We start from the raw sequence: 22552 nt of genomic DNA, 5'->3' as shown, positions 1-22552 counted from the left end.
ATTTAAGACAAAAAGATTTTTTGTAATCAAATCGAGTTGAGGTGAGTTTGCTGTAAAATAAAAGATAGGTTGTGCTGTTTAAAGGTGATACACCTTTAAACATGGGGGCAAATATGATGTTTAAGGAGCAGGCATTTTGGGCGATTCATCAGAACTGCTTGCGGCTTGAGCGCTTTCGTCACGTGTTCGTTCGAATATGAACGGGCTTCGTGCAGCAAGAAATGAATTATTTCTGCTTATTGGACGAGCGGGGAGGCCTTCTTTTGGCAATAGGGGCATAGGGGGTTGTATTGATTTTTTTAATTCATCCAGTTTAATCAGTATGCTGATAAGGCTTTTCATACCAGTTAATTGCTCTGGTTTGTAATACATTTGGTTAATTCGTATTAATTGGGGTAATGCTATGGATAATTTGCTGATGATGGTGAGTAAAGAGAGTAATTCTTGACTCGATTCGCAAGGCGATTCCAAATTATTTTTTTCTTGTCTTTTTTTGTATGATTTGACTAGTGAGGTAATTGTGTCCATTAAAAAAATGGGAAGTTTTTTAGGGGAATACTTTGTTTTACGCATGCTAATCGATGGAATAATGTCTTTTGTCAAATACTCTGTGTTTAACACATTTAAGTTGGATATAATGGCTTCAAGTGAATGTTCCCAATGAATAGTATCGGTTTTTCTTGGTTTAATCCTCAAAGAGGCGCTGTGCACAATTTCTTCATCAAGGCTAAGATAATTTTTTAAAAATAGACGAAGATTTGTTGAGAAATTAATGGGTTCAAAATTGAGTAACAACTTAACTTCTAACAGGCTTTTTAATATGCTGCCGCATGCCTCTGCCCGAATAATGGGCGTTGCTTGTTCATTGCCATCGCTGGCAAAAGTTAAATCCCTGCAAAATATTCCTAAAAAAGGAAGGGTCGTTCTGAATTGTTGATACAAACGGCGCATCATTCGGTAATTTTTTTCTCTGGAAGTGATGTTGTCTATCTCTTGACGATACGCATTATCTTCTACAGATAAATCGGTATTAAAATTAACGAGTCGTGATACATCTACATTGTTAAAGATACTGCTAATCACCATTAAATGATTGATGTCAGGGTAATTTTCATCATCAAGAGGGCAAAGAGCCTGGGCTATTTCTATGAGAAGTTGCAGGGCATTTTTTATGTTTTTGGGAGACTGGGTTACTGTTTTTACAACGAAATAATTACTTAATTTATTAAAAAAATCAGTAAATTCAGTTATGTGTGGTGAACGAGTGGTTTTGCCTGTTTTTATGCATTGAGAAGTGCATGCGTGACCTTCTGTTTGTGATGCGGAACAAACATCTTCTTTTTCCCAATTTTTATTATGAAATTCGGAAATGGATACGCTTTGGTAAAAAGCAATGGTAAGCATCCTTAATTCATGGGCTATGATGCCCACTTCTGCAGTTCTTTTGGGTCTGGTTTTGCCAAGTGCCTGGTCAACGGTTGCATCAAAAGCGGGCAGCATATGAAGGCCTTCAGGCTGATTGATTGCCCTGTTTAAAATATAAAAATTCCTTAATAATGGGTTTTTGCTGTATAAGGAGCATAACTCATGGATTTTAAACAAGGATTGATTGATGCTTGCTCCAAGGGCACCTAATCCTTTTTCAATATTGGTGTTTAATTCGGCGAACAATCTGATTTGAGTAGCAATATTTTCGTCTTGTCTTACGGTGTTAATAACATTGTAATTAAGCAGCTGCAATAAGACGAAATTGGTGACTATTTTCTGATCTTTGTCGAAATCAGGGTACAAGGTTTCTAAATTAACCAGAATATCATGCAGCGAGGCTGAGCTTAATATTCCCACGGCTCTGTGAGTTATGTCTAAAAAATTGAATTTTCTTTTGGAGTGGTGGGAGGTTTGACAGGCGGTAAGAAGCCATAAATTCTCCATCAGTTCATCTGTTTTTTTTTGCCCCGTGTTAATTGTTTGGGGTGTTAGTGGTTCTGAATCGGCAATTGAAATTTCAGTGGCAATCATTCGTAGCGATTGACCTATTAATGCAGAAGTATTTCGCTGAATGTAGGAATTGAGTTCTTCAATACGAGCGTAGAGTTCATTAAGTATTCCTTGAATTATTTTTCTGTTAGCCGGTTTATTAAGAGGTGATTTTTGATCAAAAGCAAAGTCATCAGCTAAAAATCCATTATTTAAGAGGCGGATCAATTCGTTATGTAAAGACACGCAGACAAAGGATTGTTTATTTGTTTGATGTGCCTTACAAAGAGAACTCATCAAGCGTAATGCACTTTTATTTTCTATTGTTGCGTGAGATTCCAGAGCCATAATTGCTTCAGATAAACTGGATTCTGAAGCGCTTTGCTCAACATGTCTGAGTGGAGTATGTGGCGAATCAATACTGCTTGAAGAAGATAAAGACCTATCAGAAGATCGACCTGATGAAAGTAATGGACAGGATTCGCGTAAACTACTAGAGCTTTCGGCTTCTGATTCGCTACTGCTTTGAGCTTTTGTTCGGTATCTTAAATCCAGTGAGCTTATCGTACCGAGATCAATGGCCAAGAAAGCAAATCTTAATTCACTATTTACTTGAGGTAATTCAAGTGCTGTTTGGTTATGGTTATTTTTAATGGAACGGTCGCAATCGTGTTGCACCAGTGTTTTAACTGCCCAAAGCCTTTGCGCTTCAACACCCACATGTAAAGGCGTATTACCTTCAGCATTTTGCGCATTAATCTTATTTGGAAAAAAGCGAAGTACAACATCCATAGTGGCTCTGCCATTTTCATCAAGTTGTGCCGCATGATGAATAAGGGTCCATCCATTATCATCAGAGCATGCTGCAATTTCTTGCCAGGGTTTTGTTTGAAGTATTTGCCAGGTATCGTCTTCAAGAATGGATTGGAGTATTAAGGGTTTATTTTTAATCACCAGAAGATGAAAGATGGTTTTACCCGAATTATATCTCAACTCGATTAATTCAGGATGAATGACAAACAAAATACTCAACTCCCTGGCTATTTCTTTTTCATCACCGCCTGAGCGGAGTAATTCCTTTATTTTTTGTTTGCTCATTGATTTATTCCCCCCTGTTTACATCCTGATTATTCTCCATTGACTGAGCATGATATCGTTTAACATGATCAAAGTCCTGTAGTTTTTCATGACTCAATCAGTTAAAACTGCCGATTAAAGCCTGTACGATTAAATCCCAGCCATCGATGAGAACAAAGAGTAATATTTTAATCGGCAAAGAAATGCTCATAGGCGGCATCATCATCATACCCATAGTCATCAATATCGCAGATACGATCAAATCAACCAGTAAAAAAGGAAGAAAAATCATAAAGCCAATCTGAAATGCAGTGTGTAATTCACTTAACAAAAAAGCGGGTATGAGTTGGTACAGTTTAATGTCATTAGCGGTAGCCGGTATGGGCTCATTGGCTAATTGGAGAATAACTTGTATGTCTTTTTCCCTGGTTTGTTTTATCATGAACTGTTTTAGCGGTTGGGCTGCCAGATTAAGTGCGGTTTTGGTGTTGATCTGATGATCTTCATAGGGTTTATAGGCTTCGGTATAAATCGTTTGGGCTACTGGCATCATAGTGAACAACGTTAAAAATAACGCAAGGCTTATCAGTACAGTATTCGGTGGGGTTTGTTGTAATCCCAAAGCGTTTCTCAGCATGGATAACACCACGACAATACGAGTAAATGAAGACAACATTATGAGAATGCTGGGGGCAAGACCCAATAAGGTCAATACGGCAAAAGCCTGCAAGGCTGGTGAGACATTATCCTCATCAAGTTGTATTGCACTCAGTTGAGTATTTGCAAAAGCATTGCTGCTTAGGACAACCAAAAATAACAGATAAAAAAAGAATTTAATTTCTTTATAAAAACGAAACGGAATGTTCCAATGCGGTATGAGACAGCTGATAGGAGATTTTCCTGGTAGAAATTGATGGTGATTATTCATGATGTGATTTGGTGCCCTGAAATGGAATAAGTGATAATGTGTTTTGGTTATCTGCCAGTAAAAATTGCTGTCCCTGATAATCAATAACATAGATCTTTGTTTTGTGGTGTACGGCCAACTGTTCAATGATCTTGAATTGACTGTTTGTATTTTTTGTTTTCCCAAGATATTGGTAAATCCAAAGTAAAATACCGAATAAAGCAGACACTATCAGCGTGTAGGATGGCCAATGATGATTGGTCATCAGATCTTTTTTAAAAACCAAAGGTTGGTTTGCTAATACCGGATGCATCCAGAACATCAAAACACACAGTATCCTATGCCTCATGAACACAATACCTCGGTAATCTGCACGGCGAACTTGTCTTCGCAACTCATCAACTCTCCTTTGGCAATTACTTTATCATTAAGAAGCACTTCAATAGGTTCGTTGGTTTTTTGTTCTAAATTCAACATTTGGCCTGATTTAAGTTCTTTTAGTTGGGCAATAGTTAACTTAAGGGTACCAATTCTGATGTGGCACTGAACTTCAATACTTCCTACCAGACCTAAGTAATCAGCATGTATTGGCTGACTTTCTGGTTGAGGATGGTGTTCCGCCAGTACTACTTTTTTAACAGTTGTATTCATGATATTCCTCTCAACATAATGGATTTATAAGTTATTGATGTACCCAGATCGGCACGGGCAACTAATTGTTGGTGTCGCATTAACGATACAGGGGTATTGATCAGCTGATCCGTGGCGATTACATCTCCCGGTGCCAAATTCATCAGTTGTTGCAAAGGTAATGTAATCGGATCCAGCTCCAGATTTAGCATGACCTGTTGATCTGATAATGCCTCTGCAAGCGTAATAGATTGATTCTTTTTATGATGTGGTTTGGGTAAATGCTGATAGACCCAATCAGGATGAAGCAGGATGTGAATCTGTCGTGTATCACACGTTAATTGAAGCACCAGAGTTGTTGAACCAGGGTATAACCAGTCCCGCACTGGACAAAATTCATCGGTAATACTGCATTCATCTACTTTTAAGAGTTCTTGGAGAAAGATTAAGAACAGTTCTTTGCTCACTGGATTAAAACACAAACGATCCTTACCAAATAAACTGTGGTTTAAGGTGTTGAGATAATCACTATCAAGACTTGCCAAAGTTGATCCTGGAGTTTTAATCGAGATACTTTCGCTTGGGCAATAATCTTTAGGAGATAAATACAGCTCCATGCTTAAAGGATTAAGACTGTACTGATTATTCCAATTTTGGATCACATTAAAGAGCTGCCCAGAAAGTTGCTGCAGCTCCAGAGAGTTGATTAATCTGTAGGGCTTTATCATGGTGACTCCAGCTCTTCCAGGAGTTTTTTGTCTATATCCATAATCTGGGAACAGGCCTGAAACATACGCTGCAAAATAACAATGTTGGCAAATTCAGTCGTAGAATCAACGTTAGACGATTCCAGTTGGTTTCCTTTAATGCTACCAAATCCGTTTTTGTTAGGCCGGCCTATATGAGTTGTCCGGTCATTTTTTGCTTCGAACAAGTTATCTTGAGTATTAACCAGGGTATGTTCCAAATCATCAAAACGTGCCAGTCCAAGAAAAATACCCTTAATGTTTTGTCCGTTATCGTAGTAATAGACTATTTGTCCGTTTTCATCAAAAGCAAAGCTGATTTGCTTGCCCTCGCCATATCCATCGTTTTGATAGACATCAATCTGGGTGCCTAATGGATTTTGTTGTAATTCTTTAAGTTGCACTGCGTTGTCAGCGCTGTCTCTTAAAGTGCCAAATTCCAGTCTGATTTCCTGATTTCCGTTTATTTTAAATGTGATAGAGGAATATTCTGAATTAGCTCCTTGATTTAAGCGATTGAACACAATTTTTTGCCCTGCTGGAACATAAACATCCGTTTTATCGGTAAATTTTACACTGATTAAATCCCAGCTTGTGCCATCATCGTCTGGTCTCATATCGCCTGGGTCTTGCCCAACCGGGGTTGATGCAAATTCAAGTTCGACTTCATGAGCTTTTCCCTGATTGTCATAAATAGTAGCCACAGAAAATTTGATATTTTTGTAATTATTTTTTAACGCACCCGGTGTATTTTTTTCATCTTCTGATTTCTTTACAAGAATGAAGTCTCCATTTAAGAAAATTTCATGGCTGGCCTTACCTGCTGAGGTTTGTGGTCCTTTTTTATGAATGGGTACCAGGTTGCCAGCATGGTTATACCCTTGAACCTGGCCACCGCTGTGTTTATCTATTAGGATTCCATCACTGTTAAATTCAAATTCGCCATCTCGTGTATAACGCAGGGCACCATTTTTGAGTTTAATAATAAAAAAACCTTGTCCATTTACGGCTACATCGGTGGGATTATTGGTTGCCAGGAATTTGCCATCGTTGAAATTGGTAACCTGTCCCCCGATACGTACTCCTGAACCAAGTCCTTCTTCACCAGAACTGTTTCCTAAAGATGAATAAAACACATCACTGCGTTTAAAGCCCGGACTTTGCATGTTCGCCACGTTGTTTGAGGTGTTTTGCAGACCGTAACTGGCGCAAAGCATACCTGAAAGACTGGTATAATAGGTGTTACTCATTATTTTTTCTCCATAACTTCTGTTATATCACCCAATTCAACTTTGGGTACCTCTCCACTACTCATGGCAACACTCACCAATGGCGGTGAGTCAGAATGAAACTCGACCTTATTGACCCTTCCTACTCCCTGAATGTTTTTTACTCGTACTTGTTTGCCTAATAACTCCAGACTTAGGGTTCCACTCGTTATGCCCAATAATGTTTTTAAATAGGCATTGGTTGTTCTGGCTTCCTGAAGTGCTGAAAATTGAGCCATTTGCGCCATAAATTCACGGTTATCAACAGGCTTTAATGGATCTTGGTAGGTTAGCTCTTGCATGAACAGTTTTAAGTAATTTGACTCGTCTACACCAGTGGCGCTTACAGGCTCAGTCATGTTGCACTCCATTAATCAGTAGTTGTTTTAAGTTAAAGCCTTTTTGTTTTAAATTCAGTTTTAGGAAACGCTTCAACTCGTTTTGCTCTTTCTCATTTAAATCGTGGGCGTTTAAGGACAATTCAACTTCATTGTGCTCTATGAAGAGATGATGATTTTTGAATTGACTTTGACTGTCATTTTGATCGCTGACAGAAGGTGAGTCCTTGATCTTGGTAACATTTATTGGGCAATCAGCCGAGCGGTAAACTGGTTCGGGAACAGGGTAGTTAGGGCTATTATAATGGTCTATCATAAGACTTTTTATTAATTCTGTTGATAAGTCAGCTCCCTGCTTATTTGTATGGGGATTCATCTCATTTAGTTTTTGTGATGATGTAACCGTGTCATACATGGTCTGATGGATGGTGTTATTGGCTGCATTATCTGTATCTTTTTTTAGAGGTTCCTCAGTGTGTTGCTCATGCTCAGGCTTTTTGGCAAATGTTAAACTGGATTGTTGCAGTTGCTCCTGATGCTGCCAATAATATTCATCTCCGCTGTTTTGCTTGGTTGGGGTAGTTAACCAAGGTGCAAAATCAACAGGATTGGCCTGCTTGTTCAGATTTTTGGGCATCAGTGTGGTGTCAATGGTACTATTGATTTTCATACGGTCTTCCTCTGTTGGAGCACCCATTCTTCAAGAGCATTTTCTTGTGCTTTTACTTGATGCTTTTTTGCTGTTTGTTCCTCACGTTCCAGGTAGCGCTCTAACATTTTTAGTTCTGTTTTGATACGTAATAGCTTTTCTTTTAATTTTGCTTCTAATGTTTGGTGATTTTTTAAAATCATCTGTAATTCTTCTTTCTTTTCCTGTTGCTGCGTAAGAAAATTCAGTTTATTGATTTCCAGTTCGGGATTAATATTGATTGAAGTGATACAGGTTTGACTGATTTTTTGCTCCAGTTCCTTAATCTGTTGCTCTACCATGCGAGATTCGTGTTCCGTGTTATGTAGCTCAAGGCTCACTTCATTAGTTTGCCAGTTTAAACGAGTCATTAACGCCTTTAGAGTTTTGCTCATTGTAAAATCTCCTTAAACCTTTGGATAAGTTCACCAAACGATAAGCTGCTGTCCTCATCCTGGATTAATATCCGGTTAATGGCATCAATGCGGCTAACCGCCTGATCCAATACCTTGTTCGTACCTGGTTTATATGCACCCAATGCAATCAGATCTTTATTTTGTTGGTGTATGCTCAGAGTGGATATGATCTGTTTTACTGTGTTCTGATCCTCTTTTGATAAAAGTTGATTGGCCAGACGGGAGATGCTATGCAGTACTGATATGGCTGGATAATGGCCCTGTTGTGCCAACTCTCTGGTAAGGATAATATGACCGTCCAATAATGCACGCATGTGATCGGTCAGGGGCTCGTTAAAATCATCACCTTCTACTAAAACGGTATAGAGGGCGCTAATACTGCCATGGTTCTGAAAATTCCCTGTTCGTTCTATTAAGCCTGGTAGTAAGGAAAATACACTGGGAGTATAGCCACGAGCAGTTGGAGGCTCTCCTAAGCTTAAGCCAATTTCTCGTTGTGCCATGGCAAAACGGGTGATTGAATCCATGAATAACAACACATCTTTTCCTTGGTGGCAGAAATATTCGGCCAGCGCCGTTGCCGTGTAGGCTGCTTGACGGCGAATTAGAGCTGGCTCATCGCTGCATGCAATAACCAGAATTGTTTTTTTTAAGGTTTCTTGGTCTAAATGAAGGTTAATGAACTCATTAACTTCTCTTCCTCTTTCCCCAATTAACGCAATAATATTGATGTCGCTAGTGCTTTGTTGGGCTATGCGGGCCAGTAATGTTGTTTTTCCTACCCCGCTGCCCGCAAAGATACCGATTCGTTGCCCTTTACCTATAGGCAGCAAACTGTCTATGGCATGGATTCCTGTATGCATTCTTTCTGTAATGGGTTGACGAATAAAAGGATTTATTTTTTTATTTTGAGTGGAAATACTATGAGTAGTGATATTGTATATAGGCCGATCTATGGGTAAAGCAAAGGCATCGAGTGCGTGACCTAATAAGGCCGAATGGGCATTAATGACCACAGGATGGCCTGTTGCTCTGACTTTATACCCCATACGAACTGGAGCCGTATCATAAGGCATTAGGTATACTTTACCTTCAGCAAATCCTACAACTTCTGCTTTTGTAATGAGGTTATGATGGTGGTCTAGTAATTCACAAACTTCACCAATAAAGGCATATGGGGGTCCATTGGCTACCATTTTTAAACCAATAGATTGCTCCATTTCTCCCCATCGCTCTACAGACTGTAATCGGTTAATCAGCGACTGCATTGGGTCTTCCTTGTTTTAATTGCATGAGTATTTCTTTTAATCGTTCCAGACGTGTTTCCAGGCTGATATCAAAAACACCATGCTCTGTTTTTATGATGCAGCCGCCAGGAGCAAGATCTGGGACGGCTTTAATTCGTATTCCATTGAGATGTGCCGTTTCCAGTTTGATGTTCAATTGATGAATGGTTTTTATTTCATCGGGATGCAGTTGTAATTCTATGTTTTGCTTTGTATTTAAATGCTTTAATATTTGATTGATTTGTTGGTGGAGTGCATCAGGTTTTTGATGCTGCTCTATGAAATATTCCTGGGCAATTAATAACACAATTTCGGCAATTTCATGATGTAAATCCAGCCTGTTACGCTCTATGGCTTGAGGAATTGCGGACAGTACATTCTCCAGGGTTTTTCTGGCATCAGCCATTTCTTGCTCGATGCGCAGCTTTCCCTCTGTCACTCCTGCGGTAAAACCCTGTTGATACACTTGTTCCCGCAGCTCTTCCCAGTCGGCTTCACGGGCTGTTGGCTTTATTTCGGATTCTTGGAGATCGTTTTGTTTGGATAATACAGGTTTTAAACCTATGATTATGGTTTCATCACTAATCAATGCCTGATGTATAATTTTAGCCATAATGCATCACCAGTTGCTCATCAAAAGAGTGTTCAATTTGCCATTGTCTAAAGAGGCTTAGCTTGGTATCCGGTTTGATTTTTGTGACCTGAGTATCCATGAGTTCATGAATTTCATCACCATTATCCAATAACGTTATAAATTCTTTTTGCCAGTTGAATTGACCCTGTTCCAGAATGATGGCGATGTATAATGAGTCCTGGTGTTTTAACGCATCACACAAACTCGGTATTTGAGGTTTGGTGACTACTTCTTTTAATGGAATATGTGCCAGGCTTCGAAAATGTTGTGCTTTATGAAGTAATTCATTACCCTGATTTTGCTCAAACTGTTTTTGTTGTTGTGCGGTCAGTTGACTCAGGATCCATCGCTGATCCTTTTTGGGTAACACCGCTATTTTCAACAGTAATTTTTTAAATTCATGATTCATGATGAGATAACCATTGTGTTAATTCGATTAAAAGACGTTGACGTTTTTTATTTCTCGCCTTTTTAACCAGCAACAATGTTGCGGTACTTAAGGTAAAACCCAGTAACCAAAAGTAGGGCGGGATATGGAAATCAGAGTGTTGTACTGGCTTAGGAGAGAAATGATACGCTTCAGTAACAGGAGATGTATCAGAGGTAATCAGCGCTTCTACGTTAATCACATCACCACGTTGTTCATTAAAACCAACAGTACTTTTTACCAGATTTCTTATCTGATCCAGAGTTTGTGATGGGGTATCTTGCGGAACAATAACACTGACCGTAAGGCGTTCAATTGTTCCACTGGCTCGTCGGAACAGTTCTTTTTCGCTACCTAATTGGTAGGATTTTTCAGTAGTAATGTCCTGGTTTTGTTTGTCCTTTTCGGTTTTTCCTGTAGAAGAATGTTTTATTTCTTTTTCGTGGGTGATTAACCCTTGCGTTTGCGGCTTGATTAATTCCCTTTGTAACTCATCATAATTGATGGCTGCATCAACTTTGACCATTACGTGCTGGTGAGTAAATACTGTATGAAGCATTTGTGTTACTTTATCGTTGAGATAGCGTTCAACTCTTTGTTTGGTTTTAAAGTGGCTGGATGAGTCATTTTCTTCTCTATGCGACAACGTGTTACCGCTTTGATCGACTACCGTTACGTTTTGCGCTGTTAAATGAGCTAGGCTGGCTGCAACTAACTGCTGAATACTTTGAATTTGTTTAATGGTCAGACGATTTTTCAAGTTCAAGGTTACAGCGGCTTTAGGTTGATTCTCTGATTTGGCAAACAAGTGATTTTCGGGGATAACTAAATGAACCCTGGCTTGCCGGACTTCTTCCAGGCTGGATATCGTTCGTTCCAGTTCACCTTGTAAGGCTCGTTGGTAATTGATTTTCTGGGAGAATTCTGTCATGCCAAAATCACTCTTGTCAAAAAGTTCAAAACCGACACTTCCCGTTAATTGGACTCCGCTGCCCATAATTTTAAGACGGGTTTGAGCAATCAGATTTTTATCGATCAAAATATCGCTTCCACCATTTTTTAATTGATAGGCAATATTTAATTCTCCCAGTTGAGTGATAATTTTATTGGCATCTTGCTCTTCCAAATGATTAAAAAGAACATCATAAGTCGGAGCTAGTAGCCACCATGAAATAAAGGAGGTAAAGGCCAGGATGAGTAATAGCGAACAGGTTAAACCTAATTTGCGCTGGATTGTTAACTCATCAAACCAAAGCTGTATTTGTTGTAAGTAATTCACTTTAGATTTGCTCTCTTAATAATTCTTGATAGGCAGTCATCAGTCGATTGCGAATTTGTTCCAGGTATTGGAATGATAGTTTTGCTTGCTCAAGGGTAATCATAGTCTGATGCAAATTCTCTGCATGACCGCTGGCTAATTCAGTCAAGGCTTTATCTGCGGCATTGAGTTGGTCATTGGTTTGGGCTATTTTTTCTTCTACCCAGCTGGAAAACGTAAGAGTGGGCGGTTCAAAACCCTCAACTGCCGATGGAGTTGTGCTTAACAACAGATTATTTACTGGACTAATATTCATCTATCTTCTCCAATACTCAGAGCTTGTAAGTACAAACTGTGCGCCGTATTCATGATTTTAATGTTTGCTTCATAGGCACGAGATGCACGTAAAAGCGTGGTCATTTCGTCAATAGTACTTATCCCCGGGTAGGTAACATAACCTTGCTTGTCTGCTGCAGGATGAGCGGGTTGATAGACTTTGTTTGGTGGTATCTCTCTGGAAATTACATCAACAGAATCAAATCCTGCTTCCTCACCTTCCAATAAAGCAGTGAAGGGCTTAGCGGTGGTTACTACCTGGCTAGGCTGAAATAATGATCCATCTGTGCTTTTTATGGAATGTTGATTGGCAATGTTATTTGCTACAACATCAACACGAAGCTTTTCGGCATTCATGGCTTCAGTAGCAATGGCGTAAATGTGATCGTATCTCATTATTGGTTTGTTCCTTGTAAAGCCAGCTTCATGATCGCCAGTTTTTGATTTAAACCTTTGATCAGGGCACGATAGTGAGTCATATTTTGGACGTTAAACGCCATTTGTTCGTCTATAGAAGACTGGTGTTCACTCAACTGATAATGGGGTTTGACAGCAGACAGTTCTTCTGTACCAGTACTCAGATGTATTTCTTTGAGTTGTTGTTCAAAATTAACCTCCACAGTTTGATAATTTGCGCTGTTGATGTTGGCAATATTATTGGCTATAGCCGTTTGACGCATCAACGATGCATCTAACGCCAAGCGTACCAGTTCTATAGTTGAGTCTGAGTTCATTGCAGTTTCCTTATTGAATCACCAGTTCAGCATGTAAGGCTCCAGCCCGTTGTAAACTTTGCAAAATGGCAATAATGTCTCGAGTTGACGTTTGTACTTTGGTTAACGCCGTAATCAGGTCAGCAACTGTTGCTCCCTGATTGAGATTAACTGCTTGAGCAGTAGATTCTCTAACATTGATATTGGTCGATGGGGTAACGGTTGTGCGTACCTGTTTGCCCATATTTTGGATAAGGGTAGGCTGCGACACATTGAAGTCAGTAGCAATGGCGATTTGCAGATTGCCATGCGATATGGTGACTGCGTCAATTTGTACATCAGCTCCGGCTACTACAACGCCTGTTCGCTCATTAACTACGATGGTAGGAAGATGATCTGGTATAATTTCCAAATGTTCCAGCTGACTTACAAAACGAATAAAGCGTTTTCTGTAAGTCTGCGGTGGATGAATTTCAATATCCTGGGCAGAGCGTGCCAAAGCAGTATTGTTGCCAAATTTTTTGTTGATTGCTGCTTCTATGTGATCGGCGGTAGTAAAATCAGGGTGATTTAAAATTAAATGAAGATCCCCTGTTTTATCGACAACATCATTGTAAAGCGTTTTTTCAACAACCGCTCCTCCAGGAATCAAACCTGTAGTAGGGTGATTTTTTTGAATTACATTACCGTAAAGATCGTATTTGAAACCACCTATGGATATTGGGCCTTGGGCTAGTGCATATACTCTGTCGTCAGCTCCTTTTAGTGGCGTTACCAATAGGGTGCCCCCCAGTAGGCTTCTTGCATCACCAAGCGAAGCGACGTTAATGTCTATTTTATCACCTTGATGAGCATAGGAAGGGAGGTTGGCTGTAACAATTACTGTTGCTGTATTTCTGCTGTTGATTTCATTGGGGTTTATGTTGACGCCAAAAGTTCTCAATAAATTTGAGATGGCCTGGGTGGTATCCTTATTTCTTCGGGAATCTCCTGAGCCGGCCAGTCCTATAACCAATCCATAACCGCTAATGGGGTTTTCCTGCAAACCAGAGAGACGAGCCAATGATTTCAATACAACTGCAGAGTAAGAGCTGTGTTGCTGAGTTAATGAAATGACACAAAGTATAAAAATTATTATTTTATTCATTAGACTAACCCTACAAAGGAAAGAATTTTATAGAAATAGTTGCGTGTCTGCGAGTCAGAAACTGAGCCGTTCCCCGCATAGGTAATATGAGCATCTGCTAGACGAGTAGAGAGCAGAGTATTTTGTGGGCTGATGTCTTCGGGTCTGACTATACCGCTTAGTAGAATATGTTGTTCTTCTCCATTGATGGTTATGGTTTGCATGCCTTCAACAAGATAGGTATTGTTGGGAAATATTTGTTTAATTTGTACTGTTAAAGATGCTTTGATTTTGCCATTGCGTCCTGTTTTTGCTGCTGTTTTTCCTTTGCCTTTCAAGCCAAATTCAACTTCGTGATTGTCTTTGTTGTATCCGACTTCCAAAGCGGATTTTATTTCTTTTCCTGATGAGAGATCCGCACTGGTCTGGGCGTTAGATGTTTCTAAAACAATAACGGTGAGTATATCTCCCGGCAAGGAGGCAACCCGATCGGCGATCAAGGGACGATAGATTTCTTCATTGAATAAATTAACTGCCCAGGTCGATTTGAGTAAAAAAAACACCATTAATAATTTAATGATTAATCGGCTCATGATGAAATCTCCGCTTGATGCGGTGCGATAACCTGCGCTACGAAATATTTATCGGACAATGGATTTTTCATCCTAACGAATTGACCGGTATAGCCATCATGTTGCGCTATAGCTTCTGAACGTAAGAAAATACCTTTGTTAAATACGGTAATTTTAACTCGTTGTCCTCTGATAATTTGAGGTACAGGAGCAACATCACTTATTTTTAAAATCTGGTGGGTTTTGATGGAATTTTTTAGCCAAAAATCTTTAGGTAGTTGGGTAAGTGGTTTGTTTTTTAAACCCGCAATATTGCGCTTCTCAAGAATAAAATCGCTTTGATGTAACCGAGTTCTGCTCTTCATGGAGTTTTTTGCTACCAGGACGTTTTGAAAGGCGCTTACTTTGAACCATACGGGTACAGAGCGTTTGCCATGGATGAGCATGACGCAAATTTGCTGTGCTGGCAGGTCTGACTCTGGAAGTTCTGTATGAAATTCCGCTAGCGGAAACTCACTGTCTTTAACCTGTCCCTTGGGAATCAGGGTGATGGAGTCGTACTTGTTTTTGAGTCGATGTTCTAATTCAGTTTGCGCTTTATGGCGAAGTTCATCTCCAGTAGTCTGAATTTTTTGTTGCACCAGTGTTGTACTTTTTCCTTGCCATTTAATGTCTATTGCCCCTTTTTTTTGAGTTATCCATTCTATAATTTGTTTTTTGTTTATGGTTTCGCCAGGATTTGGGTGACTGTCTAAAGGGATTTGCATCAGTTTGTTTTCGTCATTAGTGATCGAAACAACATCACCCAGAATTCTGGCATTAGGTGTAATATGTTTTTGAAAAAACATCACGGCCTTTGCATAAGCCGGAACATAAAAGACTGAACAAATCATTAACTTAATCACGAATTTCATTAGTTAGTTTTTCCAGTTCATCTGCAATCTGTACTGCTTTTGCGTTTAATTGATAAATGCGTTGTGCCATGGTTAACTGCATTAGAGAGTCCACCATGTCAACATTAGAACCTTCAATCTGGTGTTGCACTAAGGCTCCGAGCCCGCTACTTCCTGGGTTGTCGGTGAGTGGATCACCTGACTCATCGCTGGGTAGATAAATTCCCGCACCTATTGGGTTTAAGGTTTCTGGATTGATAAATTTGGCTAGTTGAATGGTGCCAAGTAATTGCGGTTCTTGTTCATCACTCAGGATGGCTTCTACATCACCATTGGCTTGAATGGTTATTTTGGTAAAATCATCAGGGATCTGAATGTTGTCTGCCAATCTTAATCCATCATGTGTGGTCAAATAGCGGTCTGAATCGATGCTCAAAGTTGAGTTTCGGGTGTAAGCAATAGTGCCATCCTTATTCATTATTTGAAAAAAACCCACGCCATCTATGGCTACATCATTCCAGTTATTGGTTGATTTTAAAGGGCCGGTAGTGAAATCCTTGCCTGATTTGTAAACAGCTGTACCTAACCCCAGTTTTATAGCGGAGTGGTTGTTAAATAAAGACTGTTCACTTTGTATGTTCTGATACAATACGTCCTCAAAAGTTATTTTAGTGGCTTTATAATTTGCAGTATTGAGATTCGCTACATCATTAGCGATTTTATCAATGTAAAATTCCTCTGATTTAAGACCGCTTGCGGCAATTGAAAGTGCGTCAGACATTTCCTTCTCCTAACTGATTAATTGCGGTTGATAATAGATTGTCTGCGGTGCGCATGATTCGTTGGCTGGCCTCAAAATGACGAGAGGTTTTTATCATATCCATCATTTCATCAATGGATTTAACATTTGATTGCTCAATAAAGCCTTGTAATACACGGGTGCTGCCATCACAGGGATAGGGCGATTCATTGGTTTGGTAAAGTCCATTACCTGCATATTCAAGCGATTGAGGGTGATCAAACTGTACTACATTGAGTTGATCTACTTTATGATGGTCTATGTAAAGACTGCCTTGGGCATCTACAGTAAAACTGTTGTCGTCTACTTTTATGGTACCCCCTGCACCTAGCAAGGTTTCACCTGTAGCAGTGCATAATTCCCCATGACTGTTAATTTGAAAATCACCGCGTCGGGTATAGAAAATTCCTTGTTCGCCTTGAACCTGAAAATAACTGTTGCCAGTCAGGGCAAAATCACTGGTTTTATGAGTTTGGATTAGTGTACCTTGGGTGTGTATTTGTGTTTGGTGAATCTGCTGCATGGTATGCATTATTTGAGGCTCCAGCTGTTCATCAAAGCCAGTACTTTCTGCCAGTTGCCTTTTAAATCCAGGGGTATTCATATTCGCAATATTCTGACTTATGGATTGTAGCTTTAACTGATCCAGTTCCATTGCGAATTGTGTTGCTGATATAGCGTCTAGCATTGTATTTCCTTATTTGACAATACCAAAGGATTCCACTTGCACATTGACCGGTATTTCATTCATGGCCAGTACGGTTAAATGAGGAATTACTCTTTGTGTTAATTGTTTTAAATGCCGTCTTAATTGGGATGAGCACAGTAAGACAGGACGTTTACGTTCACCCAGCATCTGCTCTACTTGATGCGCTAATGAAGTTATCAAGCGTTCGGTTAAGCCAGGCTCCAATGAAAAAAAATCGTTGTTAATAATGTTTTGATTGAGTTTTTGTTCCAGACCGGACTCAAGAGTCAGGACGTGTAAACTTTCCTGATTAATGAGCAGTTTCTGGCAAATACACACTGCCAAACCAGATCGTACCAGTTCAGTCAGTTGAACCGGATCAGGTATCTTCTTGGCATGTTCTAACAAAATTTCCAATATTTGTCCTAAATTGCGAATAGATACTTTTTCTTTAAGCAGGTTTTGTAGTATGCGTTGAACTTGACCCAAGGGTAAAAGGGCGGGAATTAATTCATCACTTAGCGATTTGACTTTGGGTTGTAATAGTAATGTTTCTGTTTCTGTACGGCTTAATAAATCAGAAATGTGAGAGTAAATAGTTTCATTAAGATGAGTAGTCAATACTATAAGGGGATCACAAAGGGTAAAGCCCTGCTCTGCTGCCTCGTGTTTGGATGAAGGCTCAATCCATGCAGCAGGAAGACCATAGCTGGGATCGTGTACTTCAATTCCAACGGGTAATGATGCATTTTTGCTACGTGAGGACACAATAGCCAAAACTCTATCCAGATGAAGCGAGTGTGTTTTGTTGGTGTTACCTTGAATGCCAATACAGTACAAAGGGTATCCCAGTTTTTTATCTGTTTTGATTTTAACTTCAGGAATGACAAAACCTAAGTCAAAAGCGATACGCTCTCTAATGACTTCAATGGCATCAAGCACGTTTTTTTCATAATGAATTAACTGGCTATAGAGTTCTTTGTTGAGGTTGAGCTCGATTGGATGGATCTGAATTTTTTCATAGAGGTCTTCTTCTGATTCTTCAATTGCCACTGATTTGTTCGCTTTAATCGCAAACCAGGTAGAGCCGGTAAATAGACCCAGAATGACTAGCACTGGAACAGCCGGAATTCCTTTTACGAATAAAAGGGCGGTCAAACTAAAGCACACCATAATTAAACTTTTAGGATAAGCGCCTATTTGCCTGGCAACTTCACTGCCTAATTGTGCATCCGTAGCGGCTCGGGTAACTATTATTCCTGTAGCAGTAGATATGATCAGTGCTGGAATCTGGGTCACAAGCCCATCACCAACGGTGAGTAGTGTATAGGTTTGAATTGATTCAGAAAAACTCAATCCTTTTTGGATAAGACCAATAGCCAATCCGCCGATGATGTCAACGAGAATAATAAGTATGCCTGCTATTGCATCTCCTTTGACAAATTTGCTGGCTCCATCCATGGCACCATAAAAATTCGCTTCTTTTTCGATTTGCGCTCGTCTGGTCTTGGCGTCGCTTTGTGAAATGCTGCCCATGTTTAAATCAGCATCTATACTCATTTGTTTTCCGGGCATACTGTCTAAGGTAAACCGTGCAGCAACTTCTGCCACACGCTGTGCGCCATTGGTGACTACTATAAATTGCACAATAATAAGAATTAAAAAAACAACCAGCCCCATGACGTAATTGCCATGAATGACGTAATGCCCCATAGCCTGAATGACTTTTCCAGCGTCACCATCTGCCAGAATCAGGCGGGTGGCTGATATATTGAGCGCCAGCCGAAAAAGGGTGGAAATGAGCAATAAGGCAGGAAAAGTTGAAAAACTTAATGGTTTATCGGTATAAAAGGTTAGTAATAATATGGTCAAGGCCCAACTGAAGTTAATTATGAGCAGAAAATCCAGTAGCGTTGCTGGTATAGGAATAAAAAGAATGAACAGGATTCCGGTCGCAAATGCTATCATGATTAGTTCACTGCTGTTTTGCATAAAACTGGATTTAGCAGTCATGTCTTCTTCCAAGATCGTAAAGTTCTCTAAAGACAGCGGCTGTAGCAGGATATAGATCTTTTGAAATCCATTGGTTTAATTCTATAGTCTGGTACAAAATACGAGCCAGTGGCTTGTGTTCTATGATGGGGATATTAAACTTTCGAGCTATTTTTTTTACTTCTCCGACCATTTCACCTGTGGCCTTACAAACGACTTTAGGGGCAGGCATGGAATTGCGATCGTACTGAAGCGCAATGGCAATATGAGTGGGATTGGTTACTACAACATCTGCATGTTTTACTGCGCTCAAAGAGTTGGTTTTTTGTCTTAGTTGATGCTGTAGTTGTTTGATCTTGCTTTTGATTTTTGGATCGCCTTCTCTTTGTTTGTATTCATCTTTGATATCCTGTTTGCTCATTCTTTGGTCTTTATGAAATTTCCAACGCATAAAAAATCGGTCAAAAAATGCAATGACTAAAAGCATGGTTAGAACGGGAAGAGCCATTTTTATTAAAAATGACATCATGAACTCGGGAGCCTCCAAAGGGCTGGTTCGTGTTAAGCTCAGGATATGGGGCAAATGAGTTTTAATAAGAATCAGTAAAACAAGGAAGGTTAAACCTAATTTGCAGGAATTTTTTAGTGCATCAACGCCTGTCTTGATCGAAAAAAGTTTTTTAAAACCTTGCGTTAAACTCAGGCGTTTAAAATCGGGTGTCAGGGGTACTGTAGACCAAATGATTCCAGTTTGCGCCAAAGAGCACAAAACTATGGTTAGACCGCTTGCCAGCGCAAAGGGTAGCCATAAGTTAATTAATTGCGCCAGAATGAATTGATGGAGGTGTATAATGTTGTCAGTGTTTAGGCGCGCATGTCCGGCGAGGTTGAGTATGTGCTTAAAAATCAACTTTAATTCTTGCAACTTCCTGGGCCATAAGGCGCTGATCATTCCCAGCATGACAAATAGAGCAATGCAGGTGGTTAATTCAATACTTTTGCTGGCCTGGCCTTTTTCTTTTGCTTTTTGTAACTTGTAAGATGTGGGCTGTTCTGTTTTTTCACTCATGACATCAGCTCCTGCCATGTTTGAAAACACAACTCAAACACTTCGTTAACAATAGGGTAAAGGCTTCCCAACATTAGGGAAAGCAAAAATAAACCGAGACAGATTTTAAGAGGAAGGATCAGAAAATAGGTATTTATTTGGGGAATGTTACGTGTAATAAGCCCACCGAATAAATCTATAGCCAATAATGCCAGGATTACAGGGCTTGCAATCATGAAACCCACAGTAAACATAAAACCAAATTGTTTGATAACCGGAGTAAATCCAGGAAAAAGAGCAATAGTTCCCGGTGGAATAATGATGAAGGAATAAGATAATCCTTTCAATAATAAAAGATGAGCATCAAGGTTAAAGAAAAATAATACCGCTAACATGGATATCAGCCGGCTTGATAAAGGATCCTGGCTGTGCTCAGCAGGGTTAAACAGTGCCAGTGAATTAAGTCCTGTTTCATTATCGATTAATTGCCCCGCAATTTGAAATACTGCAAAAGCGGCAAATAACCCTGATGCGAGTATGACACCATTGGCAAATTCGGCTATGCCTCCCAGGATAAGTTTTGATTCATCAAATGACGCATACTCCTTTAAGTTAGAAGTCATCAGAACGCTGATACTAAATAGTAAAAGCAGTCTGATGGTTATGGGGAGTTGTCGGATTGCCTGAATGGGAGTAAACAGTAAAACTGTCCCCAGACGAATGGTGATAAGTAATAATTGGGTTAACCAGGCTACAGAAAGAGTCATGATTTGATTATCCCAGGAATGCTGAAGAAAATTCCTTGCGCAAATTCAATCAAGGTATGCAGCATCCATTCACCGCAAAGCATCAACATGAGTACAACAGCCAATATTTTTGGCACAAAGCTTAGGGTAGAATCTTGTATTTGAGTGACCACCTGAAGGATGGATACAACAAGGCCGCAAATCAGGGCTGTAAGAATAATTGGTGCGGCAATAAGTAAGGTGTGCCAGAGTAGTTGTTTACTCAAATAAATTGCCAGATCGCTAGACATCATCCGTTTTTCCATAGTTTCTAACTTGCAGTCATCCAGATTAACTGAATCTTATGAGTCAATTAAGCCTACTATTTTTCCATACTGGTGTTTAAGCCAACGACGGGATTAAATCAAATTTAAAAACACGACACAAGCCTGTAAAGAAAAAAAATTGATTGTCGGTTTTTCATTTTTTCATTTTGACTTTTAAATTGTAAAGTTGGTGTAAATTCATCCGTGTTATAGGCCCAGAGTAGAGGTTGGTATGTGCTATGATTAATCTATAAGCAGGTAATTTTCGGGGAATTACTCTATGAAAGTCAGGTTAGACAAGAGTGATTATGAATCGATATCGGTCAAAGTTGTTAAACAACTGCGCAACATATTGCCAGATAATGAATTTGCGCAACAAATTTCAATTTTGGGGCCTGAGTTTATGGCTGAGCCTTTGCGTATCTCAACCCCATCGACTCGCTTGGATTTTGAACTGGATCCTAAGCACAAGGAGTGGATTAACGAGCTCAAGAATGAGATAAGCTCTTGTAGCGGAACGTCAAAAGAAAAGCGAATCAGAATGGAACAACTTGAGAGTATTACTCTGTTTGGTCAAATACTGTTCGCTCAATCTGCGGCACTTCATTTTTTAGATAAAACCAGGGAGTGCAACAGAAATAGAAAATTAGGAGATGATACGGATCTCATCCACACTCGTTTGGACCATTTAAACGTGCTAATTGACAAAGAAGGTATTCAACACGGCTCATCCAAACTGGATACGTTGAAAAGACGTAAAGCTTTTGATGATGAGCTTGCCGCTATTAAAAAAGAGGTAAAAGTTTCTTCATTACCTGAAGCGAAAAAAAACGAGTTATTGTACAACTTAGCCAAGACCAAAGATTTTTACTATCAGGCAAACGATTTTAACTTTCAATATGCCGATAAGCCATCACGTAGCTACTCCGACTTTGTGAACAAATGCGAACGAATAAGTTCTAAAATATCATTAGTTGCATCACTTATAGCCATAGGAGCAACCGCACTGGCTTTTATTCCGCCTTTAGCCCCTATAATGGCTCCTATTGCTCTTGCTGCGAGCGCCATTTCACTTGCTTTGGGAGCGCCATTTGCGTTAAAAAATGTTGGGACTATGCTCTACAACTTAATTCGCTTTGGCGCTGCTCCAACCCCCGTTGAACTAGTGACTACTGCTCTTGTTGGAACCAGTACACTTCTTGTTGGCGTAGGAGGGGTAGTGGGACATGCGGTTCGAACCGGTGTTTTACAAAAAACTGCCCAGCTTATAACCAATTCGTTTAACGGTTTAAATACAGTCACTGTAGCAACAGCGAGTGCAGCTGGGCAGTTTATGGTGAGTAGATCAATGGATAAAGTGGCGCTTTATAAATCGCAGTTGGAACAGATTAAATCCCAAAAATCGCAACCGGATAAAGTACTTGAGGAGACAGAATTAATTCAACCATCGTCAGAAAAAACAACCTCCTGGACTAAAGCAACTGCAAAAAATATGGACAAGACCAAATCCTCCGTTGATAGTGACCTGGATATGAAGACGGAACAAGCCCAGGAAGCAGCAAAAGCACGTACTCGATTGGGCAAAGTCAAACTGGCAGAACACCGAACGAGTAAAAAATCCAGTGCTGAGGATGATGCCCCAACACTACCTTTTTCATCTCCATCCACATCTGGATGAGATT

26 protein-coding genes are annotated in these 22552 nt (G+C 39.8%); 1 reads left to right on the top strand and 25 read right to left on the bottom strand.

From position 1 onward, the window contains the following. Positions 1-120: 120 nt before the first annotated feature. From Lwor_RS10245 to fliQ, 25 genes are all read right to left on the bottom strand, one after another. The gene (locus Lwor_RS10245) at positions 121-3075 is read right to left on the bottom strand and encodes a RasGEF domain-containing protein (RefSeq protein ID WP_058493780.1); all 2955 of its coding nucleotides are present in this window, start codon (positions 3073-3075) and stop codon (positions 121-123) included. Positions 3076-3172: 97 nt separating this feature from the next. After that, positions 3173-3982 (bottom strand): flagellar type III secretion system pore protein FliP, encoded by an 810-nt coding sequence (gene fliP, locus Lwor_RS10240; RefSeq protein WP_083501613.1) that lies wholly within the window; start codon positions 3980-3982, stop codon positions 3173-3175. After that, positions 3975-4310 (bottom strand): flagellar biosynthetic protein FliO, encoded by a 336-nt coding sequence (locus Lwor_RS10235; protein WP_147279844.1) that lies wholly within the window; start codon positions 4308-4310, stop codon positions 3975-3977. The genes fliP and Lwor_RS10235 overlap by 8 nt, the downstream gene beginning before the upstream one ends. Next, positions 4307-4612 (bottom strand): FliM/FliN family flagellar motor switch protein, encoded by a 306-nt coding sequence (locus tag Lwor_RS10230; RefSeq protein ID WP_058493778.1) that lies wholly within the window; start codon positions 4610-4612, stop codon positions 4307-4309. Before Lwor_RS10230 ends, Lwor_RS10235 begins: the two co-directional genes overlap by 4 nt. Then, positions 4609-5319 carry a FliM/FliN family flagellar motor C-terminal domain-containing protein gene (locus Lwor_RS10225; RefSeq protein ID WP_058493777.1) on the bottom strand — a complete coding sequence of 237 codons (711 nt, stop codon included), beginning with the start codon at positions 5317-5319 and terminating at the stop codon, positions 4609-4611. Before Lwor_RS10225 ends, Lwor_RS10230 begins: the two co-directional genes overlap by 4 nt. Beyond that, on the bottom strand, positions 5316-6587 hold the full coding sequence (locus Lwor_RS10220) for a flagellar hook-basal body complex protein (protein ID WP_058493776.1): 1272 nt from the start codon (positions 6585-6587) through the stop codon (positions 5316-5318). The genes Lwor_RS10225 and Lwor_RS10220 overlap by 4 nt, the downstream gene beginning before the upstream one ends. Then, positions 6587-6964, bottom strand: coding sequence for a flagellar hook assembly protein FlgD (locus Lwor_RS10215; protein WP_058493775.1), 378 nt, complete (start codon positions 6962-6964; stop codon positions 6587-6589). The genes Lwor_RS10220 and Lwor_RS10215 overlap by 1 nt, the downstream gene beginning before the upstream one ends. After that, entirely contained in the window at positions 6957-7613 is a 657-nt protein-coding gene (locus Lwor_RS10210) for a hypothetical protein (protein ID WP_058493774.1), read from the bottom strand. Before Lwor_RS10210 ends, Lwor_RS10215 begins: the two co-directional genes overlap by 8 nt. Beyond that, positions 7610-8026, bottom strand: coding sequence for a hypothetical protein (locus Lwor_RS10205; RefSeq protein ID WP_058493773.1), 417 nt, complete (start codon positions 8024-8026; stop codon positions 7610-7612). Before Lwor_RS10205 ends, Lwor_RS10210 begins: the two co-directional genes overlap by 4 nt. Next, positions 8023-9315: a FliI/YscN family ATPase gene (locus Lwor_RS10200; RefSeq protein ID WP_058493772.1), complete on the bottom strand. Its 1293-nt coding sequence runs from the start codon at positions 9313-9315 to the stop codon at positions 8023-8025. Before Lwor_RS10200 ends, Lwor_RS10205 begins: the two co-directional genes overlap by 4 nt. Further along, the gene (locus Lwor_RS10195; protein WP_058493771.1) at positions 9299-9946 is read right to left on the bottom strand and encodes a FliH/SctL family protein; all 648 of its coding nucleotides are present in this window, start codon (positions 9944-9946) and stop codon (positions 9299-9301) included. The genes Lwor_RS10200 and Lwor_RS10195 overlap by 17 nt, the downstream gene beginning before the upstream one ends. Continuing rightward, entirely contained in the window at positions 9939-10376 is a 438-nt protein-coding gene (locus tag Lwor_RS10190; RefSeq protein WP_058493770.1) for a hypothetical protein, read from the bottom strand. The genes Lwor_RS10195 and Lwor_RS10190 overlap by 8 nt, the downstream gene beginning before the upstream one ends. Beyond that, the gene (gene fliF, locus Lwor_RS10185; RefSeq protein ID WP_058493769.1) at positions 10366-11673 is read right to left on the bottom strand and encodes a flagellar basal-body MS-ring/collar protein FliF; all 1308 of its coding nucleotides are present in this window, start codon (positions 11671-11673) and stop codon (positions 10366-10368) included. Before fliF ends, Lwor_RS10190 begins: the two co-directional genes overlap by 11 nt. A 1-nt stretch (position 11674) precedes the next feature. Then, entirely contained in the window at positions 11675-11968 is a 294-nt protein-coding gene (fliE, locus tag Lwor_RS10180; protein ID WP_058493768.1) for a flagellar hook-basal body complex protein FliE, read from the bottom strand. After that, positions 11965-12384: a flagellar basal body rod protein FlgC gene (gene flgC, locus Lwor_RS10175; RefSeq protein ID WP_058493767.1), complete on the bottom strand. Its 420-nt coding sequence runs from the start codon at positions 12382-12384 to the stop codon at positions 11965-11967. Before flgC ends, fliE begins: the two co-directional genes overlap by 4 nt. Continuing rightward, positions 12384-12722, bottom strand: a complete 339-nt coding sequence (locus Lwor_RS10170; RefSeq protein WP_058493766.1) for a hypothetical protein — start codon at positions 12720-12722, stop codon at positions 12384-12386. Before Lwor_RS10170 ends, flgC begins: the two co-directional genes overlap by 1 nt. Positions 12723-12732: 10 nt before the next feature. After that, positions 12733-13848: a flagellar basal body P-ring protein FlgI gene (locus Lwor_RS10165; protein WP_058493765.1), complete on the bottom strand. Its 1116-nt coding sequence runs from the start codon at positions 13846-13848 to the stop codon at positions 12733-12735. Then, positions 13848-14420: a flagellar basal body L-ring protein FlgH gene (locus tag Lwor_RS10160; protein WP_058493764.1), complete on the bottom strand. Its 573-nt coding sequence runs from the start codon at positions 14418-14420 to the stop codon at positions 13848-13850. Before Lwor_RS10160 ends, Lwor_RS10165 begins: the two co-directional genes overlap by 1 nt. Then, on the bottom strand, positions 14417-15313 hold the full coding sequence (flgA, locus tag Lwor_RS10155; RefSeq protein WP_058493763.1) for a flagellar basal body P-ring formation chaperone FlgA: 897 nt from the start codon (positions 15311-15313) through the stop codon (positions 14417-14419). The genes Lwor_RS10160 and flgA overlap by 4 nt, the downstream gene beginning before the upstream one ends. After that, on the bottom strand, positions 15297-16073 hold the full coding sequence (locus Lwor_RS10150; protein WP_058493762.1) for a flagellar hook-basal body protein: 777 nt from the start codon (positions 16071-16073) through the stop codon (positions 15297-15299). Before Lwor_RS10150 ends, flgA begins: the two co-directional genes overlap by 17 nt. Further along, complete coding sequence (locus Lwor_RS10145; RefSeq protein ID WP_058493761.1) at positions 16066-16779, bottom strand: flagellar hook-basal body protein; 714 nt, start codon at positions 16777-16779, stop codon at positions 16066-16068. Before Lwor_RS10145 ends, Lwor_RS10150 begins: the two co-directional genes overlap by 8 nt. 9 nt (positions 16780-16788) lie before the next feature. Next, a complete protein-coding gene (locus Lwor_RS10140; RefSeq protein ID WP_058493760.1) occupies positions 16789-18792 on the bottom strand; it encodes a flagellar biosynthesis protein FlhA in 2004 nt (667 codons plus the stop codon). Then, positions 18782-19840, bottom strand: coding sequence for an EscU/YscU/HrcU family type III secretion system export apparatus switch protein (locus tag Lwor_RS10135; RefSeq protein ID WP_058493759.1), 1059 nt, complete (start codon positions 19838-19840; stop codon positions 18782-18784). Before Lwor_RS10135 ends, Lwor_RS10140 begins: the two co-directional genes overlap by 11 nt. Further along, positions 19837-20586, bottom strand: coding sequence for a flagellar biosynthetic protein FliR (locus tag Lwor_RS10130; RefSeq protein WP_058493758.1), 750 nt, complete (start codon positions 20584-20586; stop codon positions 19837-19839). Before Lwor_RS10130 ends, Lwor_RS10135 begins: the two co-directional genes overlap by 4 nt. After that, positions 20583-20858, bottom strand: a complete 276-nt coding sequence (gene fliQ, locus Lwor_RS10125) for a flagellar biosynthesis protein FliQ (protein WP_238584654.1) — start codon at positions 20856-20858, stop codon at positions 20583-20585. The genes Lwor_RS10130 and fliQ overlap by 4 nt, the downstream gene beginning before the upstream one ends. A gap of 292 nt (positions 20859-21150) precedes the next feature. Between fliQ and Lwor_RS10120 the strand changes: the two genes are divergently transcribed. Then, complete coding sequence (locus tag Lwor_RS10120) at positions 21151-22548, top strand: hypothetical protein (protein ID WP_058493757.1); 1398 nt, start codon at positions 21151-21153, stop codon at positions 22546-22548. The last annotated feature ends 4 nt before the right edge of the window (positions 22549-22552 follow it).

This window comes from Legionella worsleiensis (assembly GCF_001467535.1).
Lineage (GTDB): Bacteria > Pseudomonadota > Gammaproteobacteria > Legionellales > Legionellaceae > Legionella > Legionella worsleiensis.
Note: the sequence above shows the minus strand (reverse complement) of the source record. Positions and strands in the feature narration are given on the sequence as shown.

What these genes read in the sequence shown, in the direction of transcription:
- Lwor_RS10245 (WP_058493780.1), bottom strand. Translation starts at nt 3,075, where the DNA reads ATGAGCAAACAAAAAATAAAGGAATTACTCCGCTCAGGCGGTGATGAA.
- fliP (WP_083501613.1), bottom strand. Translation starts at nt 3,982, where the DNA reads ATGAATAATCACCATCAATTTCTACCAGGAAAATCTCCTATCAGCTGT.
- Lwor_RS10235 (WP_147279844.1), bottom strand. Translation starts at nt 4,310, where the DNA reads ATGAGGCATAGGATACTGTGTGTTTTGATGTTCTGGATGCATCCGGTA.
- Lwor_RS10230 (WP_058493778.1), bottom strand. Translation starts at nt 4,612, where the DNA reads ATGAATACAACTGTTAAAAAAGTAGTACTGGCGGAACACCATCCTCAA.
- Lwor_RS10225 (WP_058493777.1), bottom strand. Translation starts at nt 5,319, where the DNA reads ATGATAAAGCCCTACAGATTAATCAACTCTCTGGAGCTGCAGCAACTT.
- Lwor_RS10220 (WP_058493776.1), bottom strand. Translation starts at nt 6,587, where the DNA reads ATGAGTAACACCTATTATACCAGTCTTTCAGGTATGCTTTGCGCCAGT.
- Lwor_RS10215 (WP_058493775.1), bottom strand. Translation starts at nt 6,964, where the DNA reads ATGACTGAGCCTGTAAGCGCCACTGGTGTAGACGAGTCAAATTACTTA.
- Lwor_RS10210 (WP_058493774.1), bottom strand. Translation starts at nt 7,613, where the DNA reads ATGAAAATCAATAGTACCATTGACACCACACTGATGCCCAAAAATCTG.
- Lwor_RS10205 (WP_058493773.1), bottom strand. Translation starts at nt 8,026, where the DNA reads ATGAGCAAAACTCTAAAGGCGTTAATGACTCGTTTAAACTGGCAAACT.
- Lwor_RS10200 (WP_058493772.1), bottom strand. Translation starts at nt 9,315, where the DNA reads ATGCAGTCGCTGATTAACCGATTACAGTCTGTAGAGCGATGGGGAGAA.
- Lwor_RS10195 (WP_058493771.1), bottom strand. Translation starts at nt 9,946, where the DNA reads ATGGCTAAAATTATACATCAGGCATTGATTAGTGATGAAACCATAATC.
- Lwor_RS10190 (WP_058493770.1), bottom strand. Translation starts at nt 10,376, where the DNA reads ATGAATCATGAATTTAAAAAATTACTGTTGAAAATAGCGGTGTTACCC.
- fliE (WP_058493768.1), bottom strand. Translation starts at nt 11,968, where the DNA reads ATGAATATTAGTCCAGTAAATAATCTGTTGTTAAGCACAACTCCATCG.
- flgC (WP_058493767.1), bottom strand. Translation starts at nt 12,384, where the DNA reads ATGAGATACGATCACATTTACGCCATTGCTACTGAAGCCATGAATGCC.
- Lwor_RS10170 (WP_058493766.1), bottom strand. Translation starts at nt 12,722, where the DNA reads ATGAACTCAGACTCAACTATAGAACTGGTACGCTTGGCGTTAGATGCA.
- Lwor_RS10165 (WP_058493765.1), bottom strand. Translation starts at nt 13,848, where the DNA reads ATGAATAAAATAATAATTTTTATACTTTGTGTCATTTCATTAACTCAG.
- Lwor_RS10160 (WP_058493764.1), bottom strand. Translation starts at nt 14,420, where the DNA reads ATGAGCCGATTAATCATTAAATTATTAATGGTGTTTTTTTTACTCAAA.
- flgA (WP_058493763.1), bottom strand. Translation starts at nt 15,313, where the DNA reads ATGAAATTCGTGATTAAGTTAATGATTTGTTCAGTCTTTTATGTTCCG.
- Lwor_RS10150 (WP_058493762.1), bottom strand. Translation starts at nt 16,073, where the DNA reads ATGTCTGACGCACTTTCAATTGCCGCAAGCGGTCTTAAATCAGAGGAA.
- Lwor_RS10145 (WP_058493761.1), bottom strand. Translation starts at nt 16,779, where the DNA reads ATGCTAGACGCTATATCAGCAACACAATTCGCAATGGAACTGGATCAG.
- Lwor_RS10140 (WP_058493760.1), bottom strand. Translation starts at nt 18,792, where the DNA reads ATGACTGCTAAATCCAGTTTTATGCAAAACAGCAGTGAACTAATCATG.
- Lwor_RS10135 (WP_058493759.1), bottom strand. Translation starts at nt 19,840, where the DNA reads ATGAGTGAAAAAACAGAACAGCCCACATCTTACAAGTTACAAAAAGCA.
- Lwor_RS10130 (WP_058493758.1), bottom strand. Translation starts at nt 20,586, where the DNA reads ATGACTCTTTCTGTAGCCTGGTTAACCCAATTATTACTTATCACCATT.
- fliQ (WP_238584654.1), bottom strand. Translation starts at nt 20,858, where the DNA reads ATGATGTCTAGCGATCTGGCAATTTATTTGAGTAAACAACTACTCTGG.
- Lwor_RS10120 (WP_058493757.1), top strand. Translation starts at nt 21,151, where the DNA reads ATGAAAGTCAGGTTAGACAAGAGTGATTATGAATCGATATCGGTCAAA.